The sequence below is a fragment of the Comamonas guangdongensis genome (genome assembly GCF_041079535.1).
Taxonomy (GTDB): Bacteria; Pseudomonadota; Gammaproteobacteria; order Burkholderiales; family Burkholderiaceae_C; genus Comamonas; species Comamonas guangdongensis.
In genome coordinates, this window is the sequence record NZ_JBFYGN010000009.1 from 74,318 (window position 1) to 99,023 (window position 24,706).

General features: G+C 63.7%; 15 protein-coding genes, 5 tRNA genes and 1 riboswitch. Of the genes, 11 read left to right on the top strand and 9 right to left on the bottom strand.

Annotated elements, in window-relative coordinates; genetic code table 11:
• Positions 1 to 13: 13 nt before the first annotated feature.
• Together glyA and AB6724_RS10120 are read right to left on the bottom strand one after the other, a co-directional pair.
• Positions 14 to 1,261, bottom strand: coding sequence for a serine hydroxymethyltransferase (glyA, locus tag AB6724_RS10115; protein WP_369338396.1), 1,248 nt, complete (start codon positions 1,259 to 1,261; stop codon positions 14 to 16).
• 33 nt (positions 1,262 to 1,294) lie between these two features.
• A riboswitch (ZMP/ZTP riboswitch) is annotated at positions 1,295 to 1,451 on the bottom strand.
• A 115-nt stretch (positions 1,452 to 1,566) separates the two neighbouring features.
• Positions 1,567 to 2,463, bottom strand: a complete 897-nt coding sequence (locus tag AB6724_RS10120; protein WP_369338397.1) for a lytic transglycosylase domain-containing protein — start codon at positions 2,461 to 2,463, stop codon at positions 1,567 to 1,569.
• 856 nt (positions 2,464 to 3,319) lie between these two features.
• Here AB6724_RS10120 and AB6724_RS10125 point away from each other — a divergent pair.
• Both AB6724_RS10125 and AB6724_RS10130 read left to right on the top strand, forming a co-directional pair.
• Positions 3,320 to 7,165: a DUF748 domain-containing protein gene (locus AB6724_RS10125; RefSeq protein WP_369338398.1), complete on the top strand. Its 3,846-nt coding sequence runs from the start codon at positions 3,320 to 3,322 to the stop codon at positions 7,163 to 7,165.
• Positions 7,166 to 7,379: 214 nt separating this feature from the next.
• Positions 7,380 to 9,986 (top strand): DUF349 domain-containing protein, encoded by a 2,607-nt coding sequence (locus AB6724_RS10130; RefSeq protein WP_369338399.1) that lies wholly within the window; start codon positions 7,380 to 7,382, stop codon positions 9,984 to 9,986.
• A gap of 141 nt (positions 9,987 to 10,127) precedes the next feature.
• Here AB6724_RS10130 and AB6724_RS10135 read toward each other — a convergent pair.
• From AB6724_RS10135 to AB6724_RS10155, 5 genes are all read right to left on the bottom strand, one after another.
• A tRNA-Leu gene (locus AB6724_RS10135) sits at positions 10,128 to 10,212 on the bottom strand.
• 133 nt (positions 10,213 to 10,345) lie between these two features.
• Positions 10,346 to 10,430 (bottom strand) — tRNA-Leu (locus tag AB6724_RS10140).
• 249 nt (positions 10,431 to 10,679) lie between these two features.
• Positions 10,680 to 10,764 (bottom strand) — tRNA-Leu (locus tag AB6724_RS10145).
• Positions 10,765 to 10,997: 233 nt separating this feature from the next.
• Positions 10,998 to 11,082: transfer RNA gene (locus AB6724_RS10150), tRNA-Leu, on the bottom strand.
• Positions 11,083 to 11,229: 147 nt separating this feature from the next.
• Positions 11,230 to 11,314: transfer RNA gene (locus AB6724_RS10155), tRNA-Leu, on the bottom strand.
• 34 nt (positions 11,315 to 11,348) lie between these two features.
• On the opposite strand from AB6724_RS10155, the gene rnr reads away from it, so the two are divergent.
• Entirely contained in the window at positions 11,349 to 13,892 is a 2,544-nt protein-coding gene (gene rnr / locus AB6724_RS10160; protein ID WP_369338400.1) for a ribonuclease R, read from the top strand.
• Between the two features lie 67 nt (positions 13,893 to 13,959).
• On the opposite strand, the gene AB6724_RS10165 is transcribed toward rnr, so the two are convergent.
• Both AB6724_RS10165 and AB6724_RS10170 read right to left on the bottom strand, forming a co-directional pair.
• Positions 13,960 to 15,525 carry an NAD(P)H-hydrate dehydratase gene (locus tag AB6724_RS10165; RefSeq protein ID WP_369338401.1) on the bottom strand — a complete coding sequence of 522 codons (1,566 nt, stop codon included), beginning with the start codon at positions 15,523 to 15,525 and terminating at the stop codon, positions 13,960 to 13,962.
• A 95-nt stretch (positions 15,526 to 15,620) separates the two neighbouring features.
• Positions 15,621 to 17,009: an amidase gene (locus AB6724_RS10170; RefSeq protein WP_369338402.1), complete on the bottom strand. Its 1,389-nt coding sequence runs from the start codon at positions 17,007 to 17,009 to the stop codon at positions 15,621 to 15,623.
• A gap of 217 nt (positions 17,010 to 17,226) precedes the next feature.
• Between AB6724_RS10170 and rpsB the strand changes: the two genes are divergently transcribed.
• The 8 genes from rpsB to rseP all read left to right on the top strand — a co-directional run bounded on the left by rpsB (position 17,227) and on the right by rseP (position 24,661).
• Entirely contained in the window at positions 17,227 to 17,979 is a 753-nt protein-coding gene (gene rpsB / locus AB6724_RS10175; RefSeq protein ID WP_369338403.1) for a 30S ribosomal protein S2, read from the top strand.
• Between the two features lie 108 nt (positions 17,980 to 18,087).
• Positions 18,088 to 18,981, top strand: coding sequence for a translation elongation factor Ts (tsf, locus tag AB6724_RS10180; RefSeq protein ID WP_369338404.1), 894 nt, complete (start codon positions 18,088 to 18,090; stop codon positions 18,979 to 18,981).
• 95 nt (positions 18,982 to 19,076) lie between these two features.
• Complete coding sequence (gene pyrH / locus AB6724_RS10185; RefSeq protein ID WP_369338405.1) at positions 19,077 to 19,799, top strand: UMP kinase; 723 nt, start codon at positions 19,077 to 19,079, stop codon at positions 19,797 to 19,799.
• 42 nt (positions 19,800 to 19,841) lie between these two features.
• Positions 19,842 to 20,402, top strand: coding sequence for a ribosome recycling factor (gene frr / locus AB6724_RS10190; RefSeq protein WP_369338406.1), 561 nt, complete (start codon positions 19,842 to 19,844; stop codon positions 20,400 to 20,402).
• Positions 20,403 to 20,428: 26 nt separating this feature from the next.
• Entirely contained in the window at positions 20,429 to 21,166 is a 738-nt protein-coding gene (uppS, locus tag AB6724_RS10195; protein WP_369338407.1) for a polyprenyl diphosphate synthase, read from the top strand.
• A gap of 14 nt (positions 21,167 to 21,180) precedes the next feature.
• Positions 21,181 to 22,038 (top strand): phosphatidate cytidylyltransferase, encoded by an 858-nt coding sequence (locus AB6724_RS10200; protein ID WP_369338408.1) that lies wholly within the window; start codon positions 21,181 to 21,183, stop codon positions 22,036 to 22,038.
• A complete protein-coding gene (gene ispC, locus AB6724_RS10205) occupies positions 22,035 to 23,213 on the top strand; it encodes a 1-deoxy-D-xylulose-5-phosphate reductoisomerase (RefSeq protein WP_369338409.1) in 1,179 nt (392 codons plus the stop codon). Before AB6724_RS10200 ends, ispC begins: the two co-directional genes overlap by 4 nt.
• Before the next feature lie 77 nt (positions 23,214 to 23,290).
• On the top strand, positions 23,291 to 24,661 hold the full coding sequence (gene rseP, locus AB6724_RS10210; RefSeq protein ID WP_369338410.1) for an RIP metalloprotease RseP: 1,371 nt from the start codon (positions 23,291 to 23,293) through the stop codon (positions 24,659 to 24,661).
• The last annotated feature ends 45 nt before the right edge of the window (positions 24,662 to 24,706 follow it).

Sequence of the window (24,706 nt, forward strand, 5' to 3'; positions counted from 1 at the left end):
TAGCGCAGCGAGCTTACTTGCTGTAGACCGGGAACTTGGCCGTCAGCTCGGCCACCTTGGCGCGCACGGCGGCCAGCGTGGCTTCGTCCTCGGGCTTGTCCAGCACATCGGCCACCAGGTTGGCGGTGATGCGGGTCTCTTCCTCGCCGAAGCCGCGGGTGGTCATGGCGGGTGTGCCGATGCGGATGCCGCTGGTCACGAAAGGCTTCTCGGGGTCGTTGGGGATGGCGTTCTTGTTCACGGTGATGTGAGCCAGACCCAGGGCCGCTTCGGCAGCCTTGCCCGTGATGCCCTTGGCGCGCAGGTCCACCAGCATCACATGGCTTTCGGTGCGGCCGGAGACGATGCGCAGACCGCGCTCGGTCAGCGTTTCGGCAAACACCTTGGCGTTCTTCACGACCTGTTCCTGGTAGGCCTTGAATTCGGGCGTCAGGGCTTCCTTGAAGGCCACGGCCTTGCCGGCGATCACGTGCATCAGCGGGCCGCCTTGCAGGCCGGGGAAGATGGCGCTGTTGATGGCCTTCTCGTGCTCGGCCTTCATCAGGATCACGCCGCCACGAGGACCGCGCAGGCTCTTGTGGGTGGTGGTCGTGACCACGTCGGCGTGGGGCACGGGGTTGGGGTACACGCCTGCGGCAATCAGGCCGGCATAGTGGGCCATGTCCACCCAGAAGATGGCGCCGACTTCCTTGGCGATCTTGGCGAAGCGCTCGAAGTCGATGCGCAGGGCATAGGCGGAAGCGCCGGCCACGATGATGCGGGGCTTGTGCTCGCGGGCCAGCTCTTCGAGCTTGTCGTAGTCGATGGCTTCATCGGCGTTCAGACCGTAGGAGACGGCCTTGAACCATTTGCCCGACATGTTCAGCGCCATGCCGTGGGTCAGGTGACCGCCTTCGGCCAGGCTCATGCCCAAAATGGTGTCGCCGGGCTTGGCAAAAGCCATCAGCACGGCCTGGTTGGCCTGGGAGCCGGAATTGGGTTGCACGTTGGCGGCGTCCGCGCCAAAGATCTGCTTGATGCGGTCGATGGCCAGCTGCTCGACCACGTCCACATGCTCGCAGCCGCCGTAGTAGCGCTTGCCGGGATAGCCTTCGGCGTACTTGTTGGTCAGCTGGGAGCCCTGGGCTTCCATCACGGCGGGCGAGCAGTAGTTCTCGCTGGCGATCAGCTCGATATGCTCTTGCTGGCGATGGTTTTCAGCTTCAATAGCTGCAAACAGTTCGGGGTCGACTTTAGCGACGGTATCGGTGCGTTGAAACATGGCAGTCCTGTGAACTAGATATTCCCTTGAAGCAAGGGCTGCCCAGGCGAACGGCTGAAACGCTTGCAGGTCCCAATCGCTCAGGTCCTGGGCGGTACGCTCCCCGGTGGTTCACAGACCTTGCAGTCTGCCGGTTTCCACGTCAGCGGCAGAGCGGAATCTGCGCCTATCGCCAGTTGCGTACACCCCTAGTGTAGCTGAGCTGACCCGGCGTCGAAGCTTGCGGCGGCTTTTCCCCATGGCGAAGTCCCGGGGCATAAAAAAAGCTGGCCTGGGCCAGCTTGAAAAAACGAAAAAGTTTGGGCTCAGAGCCTGGGTCCGGCCTGGGCGACCTGCTCGGCATGCGAAACCGTGGTGCCGGCGCTGGCCTTGGCCATATTGACCGTGGCTGCGGCCGGCTTGCCGTCCTCGGCCTTGCCCGGCGTGACCTTGGCGGTCATCAGCGCGTTGGCACGCAGGCCCACGGCCAGGCGCAGACGCTGGTGTTCGGCCAGCACCTTGGCCGCATAGCCGCCGTCGCTCTCCAGATTGGCGGCGCCCACGTAGTAGCGCAGGCCGCCTTCGACGGAGCCGGCGCGGGCAATGCACTCCTTGAGCACCTTGACGCCAACCTTGAGGTTGGTCACGGGGTCAAATGCCGCGTGCTGGCCGCCAAAGGTCTCGTACTTGTCGGTGTGCACCGAGGTCATCACCTGCATCAGGCCCTGGGCACCCACCGAGCTTTGCGCAAACGGGTTGAAGCTGGATTCGATGGCCATGATGGCCAGAATCAGCGTCGGGTCCAGCTTGTTGACCTTGCCCTGCTCGTAAGCGGCGCTGACCAGGGCCGCTATGGGCTCGGGCGCCACGCGGTACTTCTTGCTGAGCCAAAAGGCCACGGCCGCCTGTTCCTTGGGCAGGTTCTTGGGGTTGATGGCCGTGGCCCGGTCGCTGGCCGCCTGCGGCTCGGCTGCAGGCGCAGGCTTCACAATGGTGGTGCTCACCTGGGCCACAGCCTGGGGCTGTTGGCGGGCATCAAGCCACTGGCGCAGCTGGGCTTCGCCAGCCAGGCGCAGATCGGGGCGGGAAATCAAAATCAGGGCCGAAATGGCCACGGTCAAGCCCAAGAGGGCGAAACCGTTGTGGGTTAGAGCAAGAAAACCATGGGCCACCTTGTGGCCCAATGTTCGCGCGGAGGCGACTAATTTTCCTGACGCTGGCATAGCTTGTCCTTTCTTGGCCGTCGTCGGCAAGCCTGCGAACCTGGGTCCGGGAAGGCGAGTGCGACAGCCGATGAGGTTTGCTGCGGGCCGACTAAAAGCGCCCGTGAAGGGCGCTGGTCGGTCTGCTCAGTCGTGAGGCAGCGGAAACAAAAAACGCTCATTTCGAGCGCTGGCGGATTCTAGGAGTCTGCTAAATATGCAGTCAATACTAGAAAAAATTCATTTAATACTTTAAAGTTATATAAAAACTGTATGTAGGTACAGTATGCTGCGCAAGCTGCAGCAAAAAACGACCGCTGCAAGCGGTGTATATGCTCACATCGTGATATTTGTCATAAAGCTGAAAAAAAATGCAAAAGGGCTAGTAACCCTTCTCCAGCGCGGATATAGTGAATCTGCCTGCAAGTCGCAGGTATCTGCCAACGGAAAGGAAAAGCAAACTCAGCCAAGGTCGTGACTTCAAGGCTTCTGGCATTTGCTCGTTATCTTCGCTGCGGCACTTAGGGGAGCAATCTCTTGCTTCCAGCGGCAAGGACCACACCCTCCTTGATCCGCGAAAAACGGCATGGTCTGATACCAGCCGTAAGGCCCGGAAGCCGGTTGTTTGGCTCCCGGGCCTTGTCGTTTGGCGGGATGGATCGCGCCGTGCTTGTGGATTGTTTGCATTCTTTCCGCGAGATCCGCCCGGCGGCCTGCCGCGGCTGACGCAGACTTCTTCCCCCAGGAACTCGCACCTGCCTCTATATATAGAGAGAGCGCAACCTCTGTTGGGCCCCAGGGCCGCTCGGAGTAAAGTTGTGCCCATGCAGCTCAAGGTCGGGAGAGGCCTGCTGTTTCGCTTCAATAAAAAATACTCATGTCATTGCTCACATCGAACCGCTGGCTGCGCCGCTTGATCTGGACCGTGCTTGCCATCCTGCTGCTGTGGCTGGCTTTGTGGGCCGTGGTGCCGCCGATTGCCAGAAGCCAGCTGGAGAAACAGGCCTCGGCCAAGCTCGGGCGCGGCGTGCATGTGAGCAAGGTCGAGTTCTCGCCCTGGTCGCTGTCCCTGACTCTGCACGATCTGCGCATCGATAAAGCTCTCAAAAAAGTAGCTGACAACGCAGATCCAAAAAGCCCTGAGGCGCAAAAGCAGCTTGATGCAGCGGCTCAGCCGCAGTTCGAGGTCAAGCGCATCCACATCAATGCCAGCGCGCAGTCCCTCTTCCGTCTGGCGCCGGTGCTGGATGTGGTGGAGGTCGATGCACCCGTGGTGCGCCTCACCCAGTACTCGCTGGGCAAGCTCGACATCGACGATGTGATCGCCAAGCTCTCGGAGCCGGACAAGGAGGCCTCCAAGCCCGTGACCTTTGCGCTCTACAACATTGCGCTGCGCGATGGCCGCGTCGAGCTCAATGACGAGTCCGTGCAGCGCAAGCATGAGCTCAAGGATTTGCAGCTGAGCATTCCCTTCATCAGCAATATCGAGTCCAAGCGCGAGATCAAGGTGCTGCCGCATCTGGCTTTCGACCTCAACGGCAGTAAATTCGACACCTCGGGCGAGAGCACGCCTTTTGCGTCGGACCGCCAGACCGCCATGGTGCTCAAATGGGCTCACCTCGATCTCGCGCCCTATCTCGGCTATGTGCCGGCCAGCCTGCCCGTGCAGCTGCGCTCGGGCGTGCTAGATTCGGATCTGCAGATCCGCTTCGAGCAGGAAGAGCAGCCCGTGGTGCGCATCAGCGGCAAGCTGGACCTGTCCGGTGTGGAACTCCAGGATCGCCAGAGTGCGCCGCTGCTGCGTTTTGAGTCGCTGCATGCGGAGCTCAAGAATGTCCAGCCCTTGCAGAACCAGATCGCGCTGGAGTCGGTGCGCTGGGTCAAGCCCGAAATCTATGCCAGCCGCAATGCGCAAGGCGTGATCAACTGGCTGGGTCTGAGCGCGCCGGCCGCAGCTCCGGGCGAAGCGAAGGCGGAGCCTGAGGCCAAGACCGCCCAGGGCGCCAAGCCGATGACGCTCAAGCTCCAGCAGTTCGATCTCGATGGCGGCATCGTGCATTGGCAGGACGCGGGCACGGGCTCCACTCCTGCGGCCCTGACCCTGGCGCCGCTGGCCGTGCAGCTCAAGAACGTGGCCTGGCCCATGAATGAGTCGCTGAGCGTGACGGCCAGCGGCCAGCTGCATGCGGGCGAGCAGGCCAGGGAAGAGGGCGCGGCCAGACTGTCGCTGGACGGCACGGCCACCGTGAAGGACGGCAAGCTCGATCTGAAGCTGGGGCAGCTGCCGCTGCAGTGGGCGCAGCCCTATATCGCGGCTCACTTCAAGCCCCAGATCAGCGCCATGCTCAATACCGATGCCCAACTCGCCTGGGGCGAGAGCGGTGTCGTGGCCCAGGTCAACGAACTCACGGCCGACAAGCTGCAGCTGCAGGATCCGCAGGCCCCGGTCACGGTCGAGCAGATCAAGCTGAGCGGCGCCCATATCGATCTTGCCGCCCAGCAGGTGCAGGTGGAAGCTATCGCTGTGCAGAAGCCCCAGCTTGCGGCGCTGCGCGATGCACAAGGGCACTGGATGTATGAGCGCTGGCTGCCTGCGGCGGCCAGGGCGACCAAGACCGACAAGCGCGGAGAAGCGGCGGCTCAGGCCAAGCCTTGGTCCGTGAAGCTGGCGGCTCTGGCCGTGGATGGCGGTGGCCTGCAGTTCCGGGATGAGGCTCCGGTGTCGGGGGTGGAAGCGCGGCCGGTGCAGCTCGAGGTCAGCGCGTTGCGCGTGCGTGTGGGCGCTTTCGAGCCCCTGGCCACCAAGGCCGCGCCGACGCCGCTGGAGATCTCGGCCAAGCTCGGCGCGGGGCGCCGGGTGCAGCCGGGCAGCCTGAACTTCCGCGGTCAGTTCGGCCTCACGCCGCTTGAGGCCCAGGGCCAGCTGCAGGCGCGTGCCGTGCCGCTGCATGCGTTCGAGCCCTATTTCGGCCACAAGCTCAATGTGGACCTGGTGCGGGCCGATGGCAACTTCAAGGGCCAGCTCCACTATCTGGCCCATGCCAAGGGACCGCAGCTCAGCGTGCAGGGCGACGCGGAATTGAATGACCTGCGCATGCGCTCCGCCCTGGCGGCTCCGGTGCGCGAGGAAACCGAGAAGCCGAAGACGGCCGGGGGCGCGTTGAGCGCCGTGCTCAACGCTTCCACCGCCGACCGCGCCAAGGCCCTGGCGGCCAAGACAGGGCTGGGTCTGGGCGACGATCTGCTGTCCTGGCGGACCCTGGCCGTGCGCGGCCTGGACCTGAGCCTGCGGCCTGCCCAGCCGCTGCGCGTGAGCGTGCGTGAGACGGCGCTCGGCGACTTCTTTGCCCGCGTCATCGTGCAGCGCAACGGCCGCATCAATCTTCAGGACATCCTGAAGACCGAGCTTTCCGAGCAGTCGGTGGCCCAGAACGATCAGGCCAATGCACAGGTCGCAGCGGGTAACAAGCCCGCAGCGGTCAAGGCCCCGGAGCCCGCCAAGCCCGAGGATGGCGGCCCGGCGCCCATCATCAAGGTCGGCCCCATCGTGCTGACCGGTGGCAAGGTGGAATTCTCCGACTACTTCATCCAGCCCAATTACTCGGCCGACCTCAGCGAGCTGACGGGGCGGTTGAGCGCCTTCTCGTCCGAAGCGCCGCAGGGCGAGAGCGGGCCGCAGATGGCGGATCTGGAAATCAAGGGCCGGGCCCAGGGCACGGCGTCGCTGGAGATCGACGGCAAGATCAATCCGCTGGCCAAGCCTCTGGCCCTGGACGTGCGCGCGCAGATGCGCGACCTGGAGCTGTCGCCGCTGACCCCGTACTCCATCAAGTACGCGGGCCATGGCATAGAGCGCGGCAAGCTGTCCATGGATGTGAACTACAAGGTTCAGCCCGACGGGCAGCTCACGGCCTCCAACAAGCTGGTGCTGCATCAGCTGACCTTCGGTGAAGCCGTGCCGGGCGCACCGGCCTCGCTGCCCGTGCGTCTGGCCGTGGCCCTGCTGGCGGACCGCAACGGCGTGATCGACCTGGACGTGCCCATCAGCGGCTCGCTCAACGATCCGCAGTTCCGCTTGGCACCCATCATCTTCAAGGTGATAGGCAACATCATCATGAAGGCCGTGACCGCGCCGTTCGCGCTGCTGTCGGGTGCTTTCTCGGGCGGCGACGAGTCGGGTGCCGTGAGCTTCGCACCGGGCAGCGCCAAGCTCGACGCCAAGGCCAAGGAGCAACTGAGCAAGATCGTCAAGTCGCTCAACGACCGCCCCGCGCTGAAGATGACGGTGGTGGGCGAGTCGCGCGAGGCTGAAGACAAGCAGGCCTGGAAATCCGAGGAGCTGGACCGCCTGCTGCTGGCCCAGAAGCGCCGCAATGCGATTCGCGAAGGCAAGACCGGTGAGGATGTGGGCGAGGTGACGGATGCCGAGCGGCCCGCACTGCTCAAGGCGGTCTACGGCCGCGCCGACATCAAAAAGCCCCGCAACATGATTGGCCTGGCCAAGGACCTGCCCGCCGACCAGATGAAGGCCTTGCTGGTGGACAGCATTGCCGTTCCCGACGATGCCATGCGCGAGCTGGCCCTGGCGCGCGGCGTGGCGGTACGCGACTATCTGTCCACGCAGAACCTGCCGCTGGAGCGTCTGTTCCTGGGCGCGCCCAAGGTCGATGCACAGGACAAAGATTGGTCGCCGCGGGCCCAGTTGAGCCTGTCCACGCAGTAGGCCGGAACCTGCGAAATACCTTGCGATTTCGCATTTTTTGGCTTGCCTTCAAATAAAGGCGAAAATACCGGTTTGCCCAGGCGCTAAAGTGCCTGGGCTTGCGCTTGGAAAGTCTGCCCTCATGTGGGTGGCGCGGGCCTGCTGCGGTGTTGACCGCACGGGCTGCCAAGCATTTTCTGACCCCTACATGACATCTATTTCTCCTAGCAGCACCATGTCTGATGCATCTGAAGTGAACCCGGCCTCTGCCAAGAATTCTGAGCAACATCCGCTGGATGCACTGACGGGTGGTGCTTTTTCCGCCGAAACCTCGGGTGACCGCGCCGCGCGAATCCGTGACTGGCTGACCACTCAACCCACGGTTGAGCAACTCCAGGAAGTGCACAAGGAGCTCAGCGGCCGCGACAAGAGCGCGGCCCGTGCCGTGCGCGAGCGCCTGGACGAAATCCGTCGCACCGAAAACCAGGAAAAGATCTCCGTCGAATGGGCCGAAAAAGCCCATGCGCTGCTGGCTGCAGTGCCGTTCGATGCAGCCGCCGCTGCGGCCTGGCAGCGCGATGCCGCCAAGGCCGGTGCGGCGCTGTCGCGCGAGCCGCTGTCGCAGTTCAAGGCCCAGCTCGTCGAGCGCGTGAAGGCCGTGGAAGACCTGCAGCACCGCACCCAGGTGCAGCGCGAAGTGGCGCTGCTGCTGGCGCAGCGCATCGAAGTGCTGTCCACCAAGTCCTGGAAGGACGCCAAGGCCGTGCTCGAAGCTCTGGGTGCCGACGTGGCGCGCTGGCAGGAGCAGGCCAAGGAGCTGACCGGCGACGCCAGCTGGAGCAGTGTGGACAGCCGTTTCCCTCCTCAATTGGAAGCGGCTTCCGCACAGCTGGCTCTGGTTTGGGACGCTTTCCAGTCCGCATTGGCACAGACCGAGGCGGCTGCGGCCGACGAAGCTGCGCCGCTGCCCACCGTGCCCGTGTGGGCCGATGAAATCCGCGTGGCTCGCGGCCTGCCGCCCGAAGCCGCACCCGTGGACGCGGTCAAGCCGGCCGCTGCCGCCCGCGCCGCAGCCGGTGGCCGCGGCAAGCCGACGCCCGAGCAGGTGGAAGCCGCCAAGGCAGGCCTGGGCCAAGCGCTGCAGGCGCTCAAGGATGAAACCGCTGCCGGCAACAGCAAGGCCGGCTCCGCCGCCGTGCAAGCCATGCGCGCTGCCATCAAGAGCCATGGTCGCTTTGTGGACGAGGCATTGGTGAGCGAGGTGCACGCGGCCCTGGTGGCTGCGGGCGAGGCCGACGGCTGGCAGCGCCTGAACGCTGACAAGCTGCGTGAAGAGCTGGTGGCCAAGGCCGAGGCCTTGCTCAACCGTCCCGAGGGACAGGCTCTGGGTGGCCGCAAGATCCAGGAGACCCTGCGCAATCTGCGCGAGCAGTGGAAGCTGGCCGACCAGGGTGCCGTGGCCAACCATGCGCTGTGGAAGAAGTTCGACGAGGCCTGCAACGCGGCCTACAAGGTGGTGGAATCCTGGCACGACAAGATCCGCCAGGACAGCACGCAGGCCAAGACCCAGCGTCTGGCACTGATCGAGGAAATCAAGGCCTGGGCCGCAGAGCACTCCGCGAGCCAGGACTGGAAGAACATGCTGCGCGCGCTGCGCCAGTTCGGCGAGCGCTGGCGCGAAAGCGGCCACATCGGCGAGAAGCTGTTTGCCGAGTTGCAGCCGCTGTTCAAGCAGGCCATGGCCGCCGCCGAGGCGCCGCTGCAGGCTGCGCAAAAAGCCAGCCTGGAGCGGCGCCATGCAATGATCGACGAGGCCGTGGCTCTGGGGGCGGCGGCCAGCCTGCGTATCGACGCCGTCAAGGCGCTGCAGCAGCGCTGGCAGGTCGAGGCACAGGGCGTGCCGCTGGATCGCAAGCACGAGCAAAAGCTCTGGGACGCTTTCCGCAAGCCGCTGGACGAAGCCTTCAACCGCAAGAGCGTGGAGCGCGGCTCGCGCGCCCCGGTGGCGGAGCTGTCCGAGCACGACCGCCGCGTGCTCGAAGCTTCCAAGGCCGTGGAAGCTGCCAATGCCAGCGGTGATGCACAGGCGATCCGCACGGCTTTGGCCGAGCTGGAGGCCGCGATCAAGGCTCAGCCGGCTGCCAGATCCGAAGAGGGGCAGGCCCAGACCGAGCCATCGCCTGAGGCGACCGAAGCGGCTGCCAAGCCTGCGCGCCCCGTGGTGGCGGTGCGCGGCGATGACCGCCCCGGCATGAAGAAGGAGGCTGCGCCTGCAGCGGGCCGCCCCGGCGACCGCAAGGATCGCGGCCGCGACAGCGGTCGTGGCGAGCGCGGCGGCCGTGATGGCCGTGACATGGGCCGCAGCTATCGCGAAGAGCGCGGTCCGCGTCTGGCGGATCCTGCTTTCCGCGCCCAGCGCGATGCGGTCGAACATGCCCAGGAAGCCCTGCGCAAACTGGCTGCCCAGGCTCATGGCGAAGCGCTGACCCAGCTGCTGAGCGCCTGGCAGGCCCGCGATGCCGAGCAACTGCCTTCGGCCCAACAACTGGGTGGCAAGGTGACGGCTCCGGTGCGTACTTCCTGGTCCAGCGCGATTGCCGCGGCGCCCAAGGGCGATGCTGCCGAGGCTTTGCTGCGCCTGGAAATGGCTGCCGATGTACACACGCCGGCCGACCAGCTCGCGGCCCGCCGCGCCCTGCAGCTGCAGATGTTGACGCGCCGCAACGATCCTTCGCCCCAACAGACCTGGGGCCAGGACGTGGCCACGGTGCTGTCCAGCGGCAGCGACGAGGCCTCGGCCCGACGCCTGCAGTCTGCGCTCAAGCAGCTGCTGCGCAAGTAAGTCACAAGACCTGGTCGCTCCGGGCGGCCGGGGAATGCAAAAGGGAGCCTAGGCTCCCTTTTTTTGTGTCTGTCGGATAGGGGGCGCGCTTACGCCTGCAAAGCAAAAAAGGCTGTTGCTTGCGCAACAGCCTTTTGCATTTGGTGCCCAGGAGAGGACTCGAACCTCCACGGAGTTACCCGCTAGTACCTGAAACTAGTGCGTCTACCAATTCCGCCACCTGGGCATTTCAGAGTATGTGCAAATTATATAGCGGCATTCGCTGGCTGAATCTGAAGCTGCACTAATTTTTATGCAAAATTTTTGCAAGTGCACAAACGAAGAAGCCGTTGCATTTGCATGTAACGGCTTGTCGTGTTTGGTGCCCAGGAGAGGACTCGAACCTCCACGGAGTTACCCGCTAGTACCTGAAACTAGTGCGTCTACCAATTCCGCCACCTGGGCATTTCAGAGTGATCGAATTCTATAGCGCGGAGATGCTGGCTCAGGCCAAACGCGCACAATTTTTGTAAAAAAATTGCAGGAGGGGTTGCTCGTGCCATGGCCTGCGGATGGCTGCTGCGCCCCGATACCGTTGATGCGCACGCTCGCGTTGTGGCGGCGAGGTGATGGGGTAGTTTGCTTGGGTAGAGGGGCGTGTAGATATGGAAAGCGAAAAAGCCGCTGCATTTGCATGCAACGGCTTGTCGTGTTTGGTGCCCAGGAGAGGACTCGAACCTCCACGGAGTTACCCGCTAGTACCTGAAACTAGTGCGTCTACCAATTCCGCCACCTGGGCATTTCAGAGTGATCGAATTATATAGCGCGGAAATGTTGCTTCAGGCCAAACTCGCACTATTTTTATAAAAAATCGCAAGGGTGGGTGGCAGATGCTGGAGTGCTGTTGGCGATGTGGTTGGCGGGTGCGGTCTCGATGCCGCCGCGAGGCGACGAGCTAATTGGTTTCGGTGGATTGTGTGGGGGTGGAAAACGAAAAAGCCGTTGCATTTGCATGCAACGGCTTGTCGTGTTTGGTGCCCAGGAGAGGACTCGAACCTCCACGGAGTTACCCGCTAGTACCTGAAACTAGTGCGTCTACCAATTCCGCCACCTGGGCTTTCAGGGAATCCCCGCATTGTACTGCAATTTCTTGCTTCGAATCCGAGTTTTCAATTTTTCTGAGATGTTGACCGGCTTCAAAGACACTCTAGATGTAAGAATGTTTTCTCAGTTCGCCTAAACCCTGTCGGGTTGTCGTTAAACTTGGTGCCCAAGAGAGGACTCGAACCTCCACGGAGTTACCCGCTAGTACCTGAAACTAGTGCGTCTACCAATTCCGCCACCTGGGCATCTCAGGAAAGACATAGATTGTATATCAAGAAAATGAACCCGCGCGCAAAAGTTGCCGACGTGAATGAAGAAATTTTGGGCACTGTGCAGGGCCACCGCGATGGACACGGCTTTGTGATCCGTGATGACGGTGAACGTGACATCTACCTTCCCCCCAATGAAATGCGTGCCGTGCTGCACAAGGACCGGGTCCAGGTGCGCATTGCCCGCTACGACTACCGCGGTCGTCCCGAGGGGCGGGTGGCCGAGATCGTGGAGCGTCCGGATCAGCCCATCATCGGCCGCTTTCTGCAGGAAAGCGGCGTGTGGCTGGTGGCGCCCGAGGACAAACGCTACGGCCAGGACATCCTGATCCCGTCCAATGCCACGGGTGCGGCCAAGCCGGGCCAGGTGGTGGTGGTGGAGCTCACGGAAGAGCCCGCGCTGTTCGGCCAGCCCGTGGGCCGCATCACCGAGGTGCTGGGTGAGGTGGACGACCCGGGCATGGAAATCGAGATCGCGGTGCGCAAATATGGGGTGCCGCATATCTTCTCGGATGCCTGCCTGGAGCAGGCCAAGGCCTTGCCCGAGAAGGTGCGCGCCGCGGATTACAAGCAGCGCATCGATCTGACCGATGTTCCCCTGGTCACCATCGACGGCGAAGATGCGCGCGACTTTGACGATGCCGTGTATTGCGAGCCCGCCAAGGTTGGGCGCAGCAAGGGCTGGCGCCTGCTGGTGGCGATTGCCGACGTGAGCCACTATGTGACCACGGGTAGCGCCATCGATGTGGACGCCTATGAGCGTGCCACCAGCGTCTATTTCCCGCGCCGCGTGATCCCCATGCTGCCCGAAAAGCTCAGCAACGGCCTGTGCTCGCTCAATCCCGAGGTGGACAGGCTGTGCATGGTCTGCGACATGCTGGTCACGGCCAAGGGTGAAGTCCACGCCTACCAGTTCTATCCGGCCGTGATGCACAGCCATGCGCGCTTCACCTATACGGAGGTGGCGGCGATTCTGGCCAACACGCGCGGTCCCGAAGCTGCCAAGCGCAAGGAGCGCGTCAAGGACCTGCTGAATCTGCACGGCGTCTATCAGGCCCTGCTCAAGGCGCGCGAAGAGCGCGGAGCGGTGGACTTTGAAACCACCGAAACCCAGATCGTCTGCGACGACAACGGCCGCATCGAGAAGATCGTGCCGCGCACGCGCAACGAGGCGCACAAGCTGATCGAGGAAGCCATGCTGGCGGCCAATGTCTGCAGCGCCGATTTCATCGAGCAAAGCGGCCAGCTGGGATTGTTCCGCGTGCACGACAAGCCCTCGCTGGAAAAGCAGGAGATTCTGCGCAACTATCTCAAGGCCATGGGCGTGGGCATGGGGGTCAGCGAGAACCCCAGCACGCGCGAGTTCCAGCAGATTGCCGCGGCCACCAAGGAGCGGCCCGACGCACAGCAGATCCACACCATGCTGCTGCGTTCCATGATGCAGGCGTTCTATACGCCGGAGAACTCGGGCCACTTCGGCCTGGCGTTCGAGGCCTATACCCATTTCACCAGCCCCATCCGCCGCTATCCGGACCTGCTGGTGCACCGTGTCATCAAGGCCGAGCTCGGCGGCACGCATTACAAGCTGCCGGCTCTGCCCACGCCCGGCGAGGCTGCAGCCAAGCTGTCCAAGCGCCTGGCTTCGCGCGTGGTCGAGCCCAATCAGAAGCCGCGCAAGCGCGGTGCGGCCAAGGAGTTCCAGGCCTGGGAGGCGGCGGGCCTGCATTGCAGTGCCAATGAGCGTCGCGCCGACGAGGCCAGCCGCGACGTCGAAGCCTGGCTCAAGTGCAAATACATGCGCGAGCATCTGGGCGAAGAGTTTGCCGGCACGGTGTCCGCGGTGACCACTTTCGGCATTTTCGTGACCCTGGATGCCATGTATGTGGAAGGCCTGGTGCACATCACCGAGCTCGGCGGCGACTACTTCCGCTTCGACGAGGCGCGTCAGGAACTGCGCGGCGAGCGCTCCGGCATTCGCTACGGCATAGGCACGCGGCTGCGGGTGCAGGTCAGCCGTGTGGATCTGGATGGGCGCCGCATCGACTTCCGCCTGGTGCGCGATGGCGAAGACGGCCTGCTGCCGCTTCCCCGCAGCGGCCGCACGGGAGGCAAGGACGATGCGCGCGGCCGCCGCGAAGGCCGAGAGGTGCGCGACGAGCGTGGCGATACCGGCTCCACCGATAAATGGAGTCGCCGCGATGCCAAGGCCAACCGTGGACAGCGCAATGCCGCGGCCGCCTCGCCGGATTCCGGCGGTAGCAAGCAGGGGCGCAAGGCCTCGAAGAAAGCCATGCTCAAGGGTGTGAACCTGGGCGCGCTTGAGGCCGAATATGCGCAGGAGCGTGCTGCGCCCAAGGCAGAGCCCGTGCCGGCCGCCAGAAACGAGCCGGTGCCAGAGGCAGTGGCATCTGCAGGTCGGCAGCGCAGATCGGCAGGCAAAAGCCAGGTTGCGGCCCTGCTGAAGCCCGAGCCGGCCGCAGCTGCCGCCAATCCGGTCAGGCGCGCCAAGGCGGCGCCCGCTGCCAAGACCGGTAAGCGCAAAGCGGCACGCTGAGCTTCAACTCGCTGCTGGCTGGATAAACAAGGCCTTGCCGTATACGGCAAGGCCTTTGTTCTTGGGGCTAGTGCCCGAGCCGCATGGCCAGGGCGCTGGCGCTGAACGGCCGGTCGGCGGGCCACTGCTCTGCAACGAGGCCATGCCTGAAAGCGGCCTGAACGCTTGCCTGCTCGGCCGTGAGACCCTGTGCCCATAGCGCGCCTATCAGGCCGGCCAGCACATCGCCGGTGCCGCCGGTGGCCAGGCGCGCGTTGCCGCTGGAGTTGATCCAGGGCTGTGAACTAGGGCTGGCGATCACGGTGCCCGAGCCCTTGAGCAGCGTCGTGCACTGGAACTTCTGCGCAAGCTCCAGGCAGGCCTGCAGGCGATGGGATTGGATCTGTGCCGCACTGGTCTGCAGCAGACGCGCGGCCTCCAGAGGGTGGGGTGTCAAGACCGTGGCTTGCCGGCGCATGGCGCGCGCGGCCAGCTCCCGTGCCAGGGCCGGATCGGCGGCCACGGCGTTGAGGCCATCGGCGTCCAGCACCAGTCTTGGTGCCTGGGTCAGCAGCTGCGGCAGCCAGTCTGCGACGGCCTGGCCGCCGCCGCAGCCGCAGACCACGGTGGCGCTGCGCCAGTCCTGTGCCGAGGGTTGGCGCAGCATGATCTCCGGCCAGGGGGCGATGGACTGCGGGCCGCTCTGCTGGGCATCGAGCAGGGCCAGCATGACCCTGCCTGCGCCCGCGTGCAGGGCCGCCAGCGCCGCCAGCCAGGCCGCGCCGGTCATGGAGAGGCCGCGCCGGCTCAGACCCTCGCCGCCCAGTACTGCAACGTCGCCGAAGCTGCCTTTGTGGCTGGCATGCTGGCGCGGCGCGGCGCGGCTGTCGACGCTCAGATGGGCCGTGGGCTTGGGGATTGATGTGTCGCTATCGCCGCTGACCAGGCCGCAGCCCAGGTCGTCCCACCATATCTGTCCGCAGGCGTCGCGGCCCTGGCCGGTGAACAGGCCGGCTTGCAGGGTCAGCAAGGCAAGGGTGTGGCGCGGGCCGGCCGGGGCGGAATTCTGCGGGCTCAATGATGGCGGGTACTGGCCGGTATCGGCATCGAGGCCCGAAGCGATATCGACACAAAGCACGGCGCACAGGCATTGGCGCGTCTGCTCAAGCAGCCGCAGCAGGCGGCGATCCGTGGTACTGGACTTGTCGGCTTTCAGGCCTATGCCCAGCAGCGCATCAATGCACAGGTCTTGCGGGCCAAGATCCTCGGGGCAGGCTTGCACCCACTGCACGCCGGCCTGTCTGGCCCTGTGCCAGGAAATCTGTGCATCGGCGGGCAGTTTGTTTGGCTCGCGTACCTCGCTGACCAGAATGCGGGTGTGAGGCAGTCTGGCCTTGAGCTGGGCTGCGGCTTCAAATCCGTCGCCGCCGTTGTTGCCGGGGCCGCAGGCAATCCAGATGCAGCGTGCAAGGGGGGCCAGAGCCATGGCCAGCCTGGCCGTGGCAAGGCCGGCCCGCTCCATCAGGGTATGGGGCGGCAGGATGCGTGCGCAATCCTGCTCGATGCGGCGCGTGGCCTGGGTGTCAAAGAGCGGCCAGCCGGGAGCTGCGATCAGCGTTTCGGGCAGGCTTTCGGATGGGGAAATGCGCAGCATGGCCCGAGCATAGCGGCAGGCTGCGCGTTCGCGAAATCCTCAAAGATTTCGCCCCCAAGCGCTGAATCGGCAAGCGCCATCCGCTATAAAAAGAGTCATTCGCGATTCAGCACGGCTTCGATGCGGGCGCTGATGTTCAGCACCTCGTCGTCGTGCAGTGCTGCCTGCCAGACCATCAGTCCCATGGGCAGTTCGCCGGGCGCATGGCAGGGCAGGGACAGTGCGCAGCCGTCCAGCATATTGACCACGCTGGTATTGCGCAGCAGCAGGCCGTTGACGCGGAAGAACTCGGCGTCGCGCTGCGCATCGGCCTTGGGGTTGATGCCGTCGGCGGGCGCCACGGAGTCGATCGTCGGAGCGGTAATCGGCGTGGTCGGGGAGAGCAGGGCGTCGTAGGGCGCCAGCGCGGCCTGCATTTTTTCTATCCAGGTCTTGCGGGCGGCCAGCAGGTCCAGATAGTCTGCGGCGCTCGTGCCGGCGCCGCGCTCGATGCGCGAGCGTACGCGCGGGTCGTAGAGCGCAGCCTTTTCGGGGTCTTGCAGATAACGACGGTGCCAGGCATGGCTTTCGGCGGGTGAGAAGCCGCCGATGGCATTGATCTGGTTGAGCTCCAGCAGCTCGGGCAGGTCTATCCATTCGATATGGGCACCGGCGGCTTGCAACTGCTCGAGGCTGCGCTCGAAGCCTGTCTCGACCGCAGCCTCGATCTGCTCGAAGAAGATCTGCCGCGGCACGGCCAATCGCCATTGTTGCAGGCTGCGCTCATCGTGGGCGACCTTGCGGTCGGCCAGAATTTCATGCAGCAAAATAGCGTCGCGCACGCTGCGCGTCAGCGCGCAGGCGGTGTCTAGCGTGGGCGACAGCGGCACGCTACCGGTGGTGGGAACAAGCCGGGCCGTGCTTTTGAAGCCGATCAGTCCGTTGAGTGCGGCCGGAATGCGGATCGAGCCGCCGGTATCCGAGCCCAGCGCGGCCCAGGCCGCGCCGCTGGCCACGGACACGGCGGCGCCCGAGGAAGAGCCGCCCGGGATGCGCGCCGGCCGCGTTGGCGCGAGCTGTGGATTGGCGGGATGGCGAGCATCCAGTGCGGCCGGCGTGCCGAAGTGCGGGTTCACGCCCACGCCCGAAAAGGCGAACTCCACCATATGGGTGCGGCCGATGATGGCGGCTCCGGCGGCGCGCAGGCGCTTCACGGCGATGGCGTCTGCCGGGGCCATGGGGGAATCCTGCAGCAGCAGCGAACTCGCGCAGCTGCGCGAGCCTTCCATGTCGAACAGGTCTTTGACGGTGATGGCCAGGCCGGCCAGCGGCGCCGTCTTGGGCGTTTCGGCCGCGGCCCAGCGCGCGCTGTCGAAAAAAGTCTGGCTGAAGACGTTGGCGCACAAGGGGCTTTGCGCTGCGGCAATGCTCATCTGCATCAGTGCGGAGGCGCTGGTGCTGCCCTCGCGAATCTCTTGTACGGCACGGCTGAGGTCGTATTGCATGGCAATGTGCTAAAATTTTGCGGCTTTGCTAAGGGTTAGCCCGCGAGGGCAGACTTGATGGGTACTGGAAGTGTTTGATGCGGCAGCGCTTTTTGCGGTGCGGCGGCGCATCCAGGCAAGCGAAGCAAATAGCAAACCGGCCTATCCAAGGTGTTGCTGCCAGAGCTGGCGGCAATCGTTGGGCCGGATTTTAGACCCAACCTTTGAGGTAATTCACATGGCAGTAACAATGCGTGAGATGCTGGAAGCAGGCGTCCACTTCGGTCACCAAACCCGCTTCTGGAACCCCAAGATGTCTCCGTTCATCTTCGGTTCGCGTAACAAGATTCACATCATCAACCTGGAAAAGTCGCTGCCGATGTTCCAGGAAGCCCAGAAGTTCGCCAAGCAGCTGACTGCTAACGGCGGCACCGTGCTGATGGTGGGTACCAAGCGTCAAGCGCGCGAACTGGTGGCCGAGCAAGCTCAGCGCGCCGGCGTTCCTTATGTCGACCAGCGCTGGCTGGGCGGCATGCTGACCAACTTCAAGACCGTCAAGACCTCCATCAAGCGTCTGAAGGACATGAAGGCTCAGCAGGAGACCGGCCTGGAATCCATGTCCAAGAAGGAACAGCTGATGTTCGTTCGCGAACTGGAAAAGCTGGAAAAGGACATCGGCGGCATTCAGGACATGAACAGCCTGCCCGACGCCATCTTCGTGATCGACGTGGGCTTCCACAAGATCGCCGTGGCCGAAGCCAAGAAGCTGGGCATCCCCCTGATCGGCGTGGTTGACACCAACCACAACCCCGAAGGCATCGACTACGTGATTCCTGGTAACGACGACTCCGCCAAGGCCGTGCAACTGTACGCTCAAGGCATTGCCGACGCCATCCTGGAAGGCCGCGAAGCCCGTCTGAACGACGTGGTCAAGGCAGCCGCCGGCGAAAACGGCGACGAGTTCGTGGAAGTGGAAGAATCCGCTTCCTAAGCGAAGTCCGGCTGCGCGACCGCATCGCGAGAAAAAGCGGGGCTCTGAGTAGCCCCGTTTTTTTAGCCGAAATCCTGTAACGAATCGAACTGATACTGGAGAAATACGATGGCAATTACTGCAAGCATGGTCGCCGAACTGCGCGCCAAGACCGACGCCCCCATGATGGAATGCAAGAAGGCTCTGACCGAAGCCGACGGCGATATGGCCAAGGCTGAAGAGCTGCTGCGCGTCAAGCTGGGCACCAAGGCCGGCAAGGCCGCTTCCCGCGTGACGGCCGAAGGCGTCGTGGCTGCTTTCATCGATGGCGGCAAGGGCGGCATGATCGAAGTCAACAGCGAAACCGACTTCGTGTCCAAGAACGACAGCTTCCTGGCCATGGCCAACGCCGCTGCCAAGCTGGTGGCCGAGCACAACCCTGCTGACATCGACGCCCTGGGCGCTCTGGCTTACGAGCAAGACGGCTACGGCCCCACCCTGGAAGACGTGCGCAAGGGCCTGATCGGCAAGATCGGCGAAAACATGTCCTTCCGCCGCTTCAAGGCTTTCAACGGCTCCGGTCTGGCTGCCTACGTGCACGGCACCCGCATCGGCGTGGTGGTCGAGTTCGACGGCGACGCAGCTGCGGCCAAGGACGTGGCCATGCATGTGGCCGCCATGAAGCCCGTGGCCCTGACTTCCGCCGACGTGCCTGCCGATCTGATCGCCAAGGAGCGCGCCGTGGCCGAAGGCAAGGCTGCTGAATCCGGCAAGCCCGCCGACATCGTCGCCAAGATGGTTGAAGGCTCGGTGCAGAAGTACCTGAAGGAAGTGTCCCTGGCCGACCAGGTCTTCGTGAAGGCCGCCGACGGCAAGCAGACCGTGGCTCAGATGCTCAAGGCCGCCAACACCAATGTGAAGGCGTTCACCATGTATGTGGTGGGCGAAGGCATTGAGAAGAAGGCCGACGACTTCGCCGCCGAAGTGGCTGCCCAGGTGGCAGCAGCCAAGGCTGGTGCTTAAACCTAAGCCTTAGCAACAATCGCGGCCTGGAGCCGCGATTGATTTATTCCCCTCCCGTTTTCCACTCTCACCTCAACTTCCATCGGAGAAACACCATGTCCAACGCCATTCCTGCCCACAAGCGCATCTTGCTCAAGCTGTCGGGCGAGGCGTTAATGGGGGATGACCAGTTTGGCATCAACCGCGCAACCATCGAGCGCATGGTGGCCGAGATCGTGGAAGTGACCAAGGTGGGCGTGCAGGTTGCCGTGGTGATCGGCGGCGGCAACATCTTCCGCGGCGTGGCCGGTGGCTCCGTGGGCATGGATCGTGCCACGGCCGACTACATGGGCATGCTGGCCACGGTAATGAATGCGCTGGCCCTGGCCGATGCCATGGACAAGCAGGGCCTGACGGCCCGCGTGATGTCGGCCATCGGCATCGAGCAGGTGGTGGAGCCCTATGTGCGTCCGAAGGCCCTGCAGTATCTTGAAGAGGGCAAGGTGGTGGTGTTTGCTGCCGGTACCGGCAATCCCTTCTTCACCACCGATACCGCTGCAGCGCTGCGCGGTGCCGAAATCGGTGCCGAGGTGGTGCTCAAGGCCACCAAGGTGGACGGCGTGTACACGGCCGACCCGGTCAAGAATCCCTCGGCCACGCGCTATGACAAGCTGGCTTTCGACGAGGCCATCTCGCGCAACCTGGGCATCATGGATGCCACGGCTTTTGCGCTGTGCCGCGACCAGAAGCTGCCGATCCGCGTGTTCTCCATCGTCAAGCCCGGCGCACTCAAGCGTGTGGTGATGGGCGAGGATGAGGGCACTCTGGTGTACGCTTGAGGGTTTCACGCTCTTTGTAGAGTCCCTCCAAGGAAGAAGAACATGACGATCGCTGAAATCAAGAAGAACACCGAAGCCAAGATGGGCCAATCCATCGAGGCCCTGAAGAACAATCTTTCCCGCGTGCGTACCGGTCGTGCCAATCCGGCGCTGCTGGATGCGATCCACGTGGAGTACTACGGCTCCATGGTGCCCCTGTCCCAGGTGGCCAATGTGTCCCTGCTGGATGCCCGCACCATCAGCGTGCAGCCCTGGGAAAAGAATATGGCCGCCAAGGTGGAAAAGGCCATTCGCGAAAGCGATCTGGGTCTGAATCCCGCCGCCATGGGTGATCTGATCCGCGTGCCCATGCCTCCCATGAGCGAAGAGCGCCGCAAGGAAATGACCAAGCTGGCGCGCAACGAAGGCGAGAACTCCAAGATCGCCATCCGCAACCTGCGCCGCGATGCCAACGAAGGCGTGAAGAAGCTGGTCAAGGACAAAGAGGCTTCCGAGGACGATCAGAAGCGCTCCGAAGCCGAGATCCAGAAGATCACCGACAAGCATATCGCCGAGATCGATACGCTGGTGGCTGCCAAAGAGCAGGACATCATGGCAGTCTGAGGCCAGTCGCCAAAGGACTAGCACTTTTGACATCCCCAAAAAACGGCGCGGTTCCGCGCCATATCGCCGTCATCATGGATGGCAACGGACGGTGGGCCAAGCGCCGTCTGCTCCCGCGCCTTGCCGGTCACAAGCAGGGCGTGGAGTCCCTGCGCCGCTGTGCGCGCGCCTGCGTGGAGCGCGGCGTGCAGGTGCTCACGGTGTTTGCCTTCTCCTCCGAGAACTGGAATCGCCCGCAGGAAGAAGTCTCCGGCCTCATGAGCCTGCTGGCGACGGCCCTGGCCAAAGAGGTCAAGCAGCTGAGCCGTGATGGCGTGCGCCTGTACTTTGTCGGCGACCGCCAGGGCTTGAGCGAAAAGGTGCGCGAAGGCCTGGCAGAGGCCGAACGAGTCACCGCCCACAACACCCGTCTGATCCTCAATGTGTGCTTCAACTACGGCGGGCGCTGGGATATTGCCCAGGCGGCGCAGAAGCTGGTGGCTCAGGGTCAGGCCCTGACACCCGAGAATCTGGATCGGGCCATGGCGCTGGCCCATGTGCCGGACCCGGATCTGATGATCCGCACCGGTGGTGAAACTCGCATCAGCAATTTCCTGCTCTGGCAGGCTGCATACACCGAGCTGTTTTTCAGCGATAGTCTGTGGCCGGACTTCGACGAGGCCGCGCTGGACGAGGCCATCGCCGTGTTCGGCGGACGGGAGCGGCGCTTCGGCCAGACTTCAGAACAGATTCAAACGCCGTCTACCCTGACTTCGACGGTCTAACCACAAGAGGTGCCATGCTCAAGCAGCGCGTCATTACCGCCTTGATATTGCTGGCCATTCTGTTGCCGGCATTGTTCTATCCGGCCAGCAGCGTGCCGTTTGCCGCGCTGATGCTGGTGTTCATGGCCGCTGGCGCCTGGGAATGGGGGCGGCTCAATGGCTTCGGTCAGGCCGGAGCCCTGGCATTGGGCGCCGTCTGTACCGCGCTTTGCGCTGGCTCGTGGTGGGCGGGTTGGCTGGAGCAGTCCCTGTCCACGGTCTGGATTGCGGCGGGCGGCCTCTGGGTGCTGGGCGGCGTGCTGTTGCTGCGTGCCGGCGTCGCGGGCTGGCCGCATATTCCTGCGGCCCTGCGTCTGGTGGGGGGCGTGCTGGCGCTCTGGCTGGCCTGGATGGCCGTGGTCAAGGCGCGCAATATCGGCGTCAACTTCCTGCTGTCGGTGCTGGTGCTGGTCTGGGTGGCCGATGTCTTTGCCTATTTTGCGGGCCGCACTTTCGGCCTCAAATTCACCAAGAACAAATTGGCGCCTTCCATCAGCCCCGGCAAGAGCTGGGAAGGTGTGTGGGGCGGCATGCTGGGTGTGATCGTGCTGGCCCTGGCTTGGAGCTGGGCCGATCGCCATTACGCCGCAGTCGTTCCCAGTTTCTATTCGGTGCTGCAGTCGCAGGGGACCTGGTTCCTGCTGCTGGCTGTGGTGTTTATGGCTGCGATGAGCGTGGTGGGCGACCTGGTCGAATCCCTCATCAAGCGCAGCGTTGGTGTCAAGGACAGCAGCGGCTTGCTGCCCGGCCATGGTGGTGTTCTGGATCGCATCGATGCCCTCCTGCCCACACTGCCGTTGGCGATGATGCTCTCCTCCTTTGTGCATCCATGAAGCAGAAAATCACGGTTCTGGGTTCTACCGGTTCGATAGGGACCAATACCCTGGATGTGGTGGCTCGCCACCCAGAGCAGTATGAGATCTTTGCGCTGAGCGCGGCCACCCAGGTGGATCTGATGCTCAAGCAATGCGCGCAGTTCAAGCCCCGTTTTGCCGTGATGGCCAGCGGCCCCCATGCGCAGCAGCTGGCCGAGAGGCTGAAGCAAAACAGCCTTCAAACCGAAGTTCTACAAGCGCCAGATGCTCTTGAGGCAATCGCCTCGCATCCCGACGTGGATGCGGTCATGGGGGCAATCGTGGGTGCGGCGGGCCTGGCTCCATGTCTGGCCGCGGCCAGGGCTGGCAAGCGGCTGTTGCTGGCCAACAAGGAGGCTCTGGTGGTGGGCGGTGCGCTGTTCATGGACACCGTCAAGCGCCATGGCGCGACCCTGCTGCCCATAGACAGCGAGCACTCGGCCATCTTCCAGTGCCTGCCCGAGGATCGCGGCAGCTGGGCGGCGCGCGTGGATTCCCTGCTGCTGACCGCATCCGGCGGCCCGTTCCGTCAACGTGACCCGGCGACCCTGTCCGAGATCACGCCGGAACAGGCCTGTGACCACCCCAATTTCTCCATGGGGCGCAAGATCTCGGTGGATTCCGCCACCATGATGAACAAGGCCCTGGAGGTGATAGAGGCGCGCTGGCTGTTTGACATGGCTCCCGAGAAGATCAAGGTGGTCATTCATCCGCAGCAGATCGTGCACTCCATGGTGCAATTCAAGGATTCTTCCGTACTGGCCCAACTGGGAACGCCCGATATGCGCGTGCCCATCGCCTGCGGCCTGGCCTGGCCCGAGCGCATAGCGAGCGGAGCGCCGCTGCTGGACTTTGCCAAGCTGGCGGCGCTGACGTTTGAAGAGGCCGATGCTCATCGCTTTCCCGGTCTGCACCTGTCCTGGCAGGCGCTGCGAGCGCCCGAGGGCACGACCACGGTGCTCAATGCCGCGAACGAAATTGCCGTGGCGGCCTTTTTGGAGCGCAGCCTGTCGTTTGACCGTATCCATGCGGTGAACCTGCAGACCCTGGAGTCGGTGCAGCCCGGGGCGATCTCCAGCCTCGAAGATCTGATGGCGCTGGATGCCCGGGCGCGTGCGCAGGCGCAAGCCATTGCGCGGCAGTGGGCGCGCTAAGCTGCGGCGATTGACGGGGCGGTTGAACTTGCAGCCGTCCGGGCACTCCAACCGCTGATGGAGATAAAGGAGTTTCTGTGTTGCTGACGGTCGTGTCTTTCATCGTTGCGCTCGGTATCCTGATTGCGGTGCATGAGTGGGGGCACTATCGCGTGGCCGTGGCCTGCGGCGTCAAGGTGCTGCGCTATTCCATAGGCTTCGGCAAGCCGCTGCTGCGCTGGACCAGTCGCAAATCCGGTACCGAGTACGTGATTGCCGCGCTGCCTTTGGGCGGCTATGTGCGCATGCTCGACGAGCGCGAGGGCGAGGTGAGGCCGGAGGAAAAGCATCTGGCTTTCAACAACCAGCCGCTGCGTTCGCGCGCCGCCATTGTGGCCGCAGGCCCGATCGCCAATCTGGTACTGGCCGTAGCCCTGCTCACGGTGGTGAACTGGATGGGGCAGAGCGAGCCCGCGGCGCGGCTGGCCGAGCCTCCTTCGGGCTCGGTGCTGCAGGTCGCTGGTGCGCGCAGCGGTGACTGGGTGCAGCGCATCTCGGTGGCGGGCAAGGATTGGGAGCCCGTGAGTGCCTTGGGCGATGTGCGCTGGGCGCTGACCACGGCCGCGATCGAAGGGGCGCCGCTGCAACTCGAGGTATCGGCCAAGCCCGAAGCTACTCCCCGGGTGCTGCAGCTGGATCTGTCTGCGCTCAAGAAACAAGAGCCCGATGCAGCCTTCTTTGAGCAGGTGGGCTTGATCGGGCCCTGGACCAGTCCGGTGCTCGATGAGGTGGTCGCCGGCGGTCCGGCCGACAAGGCGGGTTTGCGCCAGGGCGATCTGGTGCTCAGCGTCGACGGTCGAGCTGCGCTGGATGGCGTGCAGCTGCGTGCGGCCATCCGCATGTCCGGGGCATCGGGTCATGCGGCCGCGCAGACCTGGGTGGTTCAGCGCGACGGTCAGCGTCTCAGCCTGCAGGTGCGTCCGGAAATCGTGGCCGGCAAGCACGGTCAGGCCGCCATCGCCCGCGTGAATGCCTTCATCGGCGGCCCGCCCGAGATGGTGGAGGTGCGCCGCGGCCCCTGGGATGGATTCCAGGCGGGGTTGGCAAAGACCTGGGAGCTGTCCTCCATGACCTTGCGCATGATGGGGCGCATGCTGATTGGCGAGGCATCGCTCAAGAACATCAGCGGCCCGCTGACGATTGCTGATTACGCAGGCAAGTCAGCCAGCATGGGCTTGGTACAGTATTTATCGTTTCTTGCACTCATCAGCATCAGTCTGGGAGTGCTCAACCTGCTACCATTGCCGGTTCTGGATGGTGGGCACCTGATGTATTATCTTTGGGAGGGCGTTACGGGACGGAATGTCTCGGATGTCTGGGCCGAGAGACTGCAGCGCGCAGGCGTGGCAGTCATCCTGCTGATGATGTCAGTCGCCTTTTTCAACGATATCAACCGGCTCTGGGGCTGATTTTTTACCGTCTTCGGTAAGCCGCACTCGCGGCAGATTCCACTC